This is a genomic window from Pseudarthrobacter sp. (assembly GCF_036675385.1).
Classification (GTDB): domain Bacteria; phylum Actinomycetota; class Actinomycetes; order Actinomycetales; family Micrococcaceae; genus Arthrobacter.
In genome coordinates this window covers 1-3,395 of record NZ_JAKFFD010000185.1, presented here as the reverse complement: position 1 = coordinate 3,395, position 3,395 = coordinate 1, and the positions used below count along the sequence as shown (strand labels likewise).

The window sequence follows — 3,395 nt, the reverse complement described above, 5'->3', positions numbered from 1 at the left end:
CCGCACTACGAAATGGGTGCCTGGGCCGCCGAGAACCTGATCGACGCCATCGAGGGTAAGACGGACCTGGCCCTCATGGCGCTCCACCCGACCATCCTGGACTGCCCGCTGGTGCGGCGCGATTCGGTGGCGGCGCCCGCGCGCTGACCGCTGCTGCGTTACCGCCAGTTACAAGGCCAAGGCCAGAACCTACGCACACCAGACCAAGGACCCACCACCCATGTCCAGTTACCTTGATGACGCACGCCCCGAGACGGACCCGGCCGGAACGCCGCACCTGCGTCCCGCCCTCCACTACACGGCGCGGGACACCTGGCTCAATGACCCCAACGGCCTGGTGTTTTACGGCGGTACGTACCACCTCTACTACCAGAACAACCCGTACGGGACCGTGTGGGGCAACATGTCCTGGGGCCACGCAACGTCCACCGACCTGGTGCAGTGGACCGAGCAGCCCGTGGCCATTGCCTGCGATGATGCCGAGGACATCTACTCCGGCAGCATTGTGGTGGACCATGCCAACAGCTCGGGCTTCGGCAGCGCCGAAAACCCGCCCCTGGTGGCCATCTACACCAGCGCGTTCAAGCCCGGCACCGCCCATGAAGGCACCCAGGCCCAGTCCCTGGCCTACAGCAACGACGCCGGCATGACCTGGACCAAGTTCGCGGGCAACCCCGTCCTGACGCGCGGCTCGGCAAACTTCCGCGACCCCAAGGTCTTCAGTTACCCCGGCCCTGACGGCCTGTGCTGGGTGATGGCCGCTGTCGAAGCGCGGGAGCAAAAGGTGGTTTTCTACCGTTCCACAGACCTGCGCGTGTGGGAGCTGGCCAGCGAGTTCGGACCCGCCAACGCCGCCGGGGGAGAGTGGGAATGCCCTGACCTCTTCCCGCTGCCCGTGGACGGCGATCCGGACCGGACCAAGTGGGTGCTGGTGGTCAACATCAACCCCGGCGCAGTGGCCGGAGGCTCTGGCGGGCAATATTTCGTGGGCGACTTTGACGGCTTCACGTTCACGCCTGATCCGTCATCCCTGCTTGACTCTCCGGTCTACGCAACCAGCGGTGCGGGCGCCGAGGCTGGACGGCTCCGCGAATGCCGCTGGCTGGACTGGGGCCGCGACTACTACGCCGCCGTCTCCTTCAGCAATGTTCCCGACGGACGGCGCCTCATGATCGGCTGGCTCAGCAACTGGGACTACGCCAACAGCTTGCCCACGTTCCCGTGGCGGTCCGGGATGTCGCTGGTCCGTGAGGTCTCGCTGGAAACGGTGGACGGGCGTCCGGCCCTGGTGCAGGCCCCCATTCTTCCGCCCCTTGAGAGTGTCCAGCTCCTGGACGGCCGCGAGCTTCACGGTGTGCTGCCGCTGCCGGAAATCCTGCCAGGCGAAGCGCAGGTCATCGACGCCGAGATTCTTCCGGGCGCAGCGGGCCGCTGCGGTTTCCGGTTCTGGGAGGATTCCGACGGCGGTGCCGCGGTCCTCGCCTACGACCCCGCCGCCGGGGTGCTGACCCTGGACCGCACAGTTGCGGGGGAAACGGCATTCCACCCGGCCTTCGCGTCCGTGGAGTCCGCCCCCGTCCTGCTGGAGGACGGCGTGCTCACGCTGCGCATCGTCGTCGATCATTGCTCTGTTGAGGTCTTCGCCCAGGGCGGGAAAGTGGTCCTGACCGACCTGATCTTCCCGCGCGTTGGAAACAAGGGTTCGTCCGTGTTCGCCGAGGGCGGCACGGCCATCCTCCGGAAACTGGCTGTCGCCGCAGCCGGCTGACCTGGGGAGTTCCGCGGTACCTTCCAGATCCCGCTACGCCCAGAGGGAACTTTTGCGCGGCACCGTGCGTGAATTACTCCGAACGGTGTATAGCTAGTAGCTGAGGCAGCACCACACGCGCGTAGACCACTCGCCGTGCAGCACTACCAGGAGGGACGGGGCCAGCCCCCGAACAGATGAAAGCTAAGAGTTTCTTCAAGGGCCCGGGCATCTGGATCGTTGTTGTGATCGCCATGCTCCTCGTGGCTTTTGCAACACTGGCTCCCGGCGGTGCGGCACGGATCGACACGGACAAGGGCCTTGAGCTCCTCGCGGACAGCGGCAAGGTTGAGCAGGCAAAGATCTTCGACGGCGAAAACCGCGTTGACCTGACCCTTAAGGACAACCTGGATGTCAACGGCCAGGACAAGGGCAAGAGCGTCCAGTTCTTCTTTGTCGACGCCCGCGCCATCGACGTCGTCAAGGCCGTCACAGCAGCCAAGCCCGCCAACGGCTACACGGACCAGCCGATCGAAAGCAACTGGTTCTCCGGCCTGCTCTCGCTGCTTATCCCTGTCATTCTGCTAGGTGCGCTGTTCTGGTTCCTGATGACCCGGATGCAGGGCGGCGGCTCGAAGATCATGCAGTTCGGCAAGTCCAAGGCCAAGATGGTCAACAAGGACATGCCGCAAGTGACCTTCGTTGACGTAGCAGGTGCGGACGAGGCCGTGGAGGAGCTCCAGGAGATCAAGGAGTTCCTGCAGGAACCGGCCAAATTCCAGGCCGTGGGCGCCAAGATCCCCAAGGGCGTGCTGCTCTACGGCGCTCCGGGAACCGGCAAGACCCTCCTGGCCCGTGCCGTCGCCGGTGAGGCCGGCGTGCCGTTCTTCTCCATCTCCGGCTCGGACTTCGTGGAAATGTTTGTCGGCGTGGGCGCGTCCCGTGTCCGCGACCTCTTCGAGCAGGCCAAGGCCAACTCTCCCGCCATTATCTTTGTCGACGAGATCGACGCCGTCGGCCGGCACCGCGGTGCCGGCATCGGCGGCGGCAATGACGAACGCGAGCAGACCCTCAACCAGTTGCTGGTTGAAATGGACGGCTTCGACGTTAAGACCAACGTCATCCTTATCGCTGCCACCAACCGCCCCGACGTCCTGGACCCGGCCCTGCTCCGTCCCGGCCGTTTTGACCGCCAGATCTCGGTGGACGCCCCGGACCTGATCGGCCGCGACCAGATCCTGCAGGTGCACGCCAAGGGCAAGCCGATGGCCCCGGGCGTTGACCTCAAGGCCGTGGCGAAGAAGACCCCGGGCTACACCGGCGCAGACCTCGCCAACGTCCTGAACGAGGCAGCCCTGCTGACCGCGCGCTCCAACGCCAACCTCATCGATGACCGCGCCCTGGACGAGGCCATTGACCGCGTTATGGCAGGCCCGCAGAAACGCAGCCGCGTGATGAAGGAACACGAGCGCAAAATCACCGCGTACCACGAGGGCGGACACGCCCTGGTGGCGGCCGCGCTGCGGAACTCGGCGCCGGTCACTAAGATCACCATCCTGCCCCGCGGCCGCGCCCTGGGCTACACCATGGTGGTCCCGGAGAACGACAAGTACTCGATCACCCGCAACGAACTGCTGGACCAGATGGC

At 65.5% G+C, this 3,395-nt stretch carries 2 protein-coding genes and 1 pseudogene; all 3 read left to right on the top strand.

Annotated features, from left to right (window positions below):
* Positions 1-147 (top strand): annotated as a pseudogene (locus tag V6M49_RS15920) (LacI family transcriptional regulator); the annotation flags it as partial.
* 73 nt (positions 148-220) lie between these two features.
* Entirely contained in the window at positions 221-1,768 is a 1,548-nt protein-coding gene (locus V6M49_RS15915; RefSeq protein ID WP_332761968.1) for a glycoside hydrolase family 32 protein, read from the top strand.
* Positions 1,769-1,944: 176 nt separating this feature from the next.
* A partial coding sequence (ftsH, locus tag V6M49_RS15910; protein WP_332761967.1) for an ATP-dependent zinc metalloprotease FtsH occupies positions 1,945-3,395 on the top strand: 1,451 nt, incomplete at its 3' end.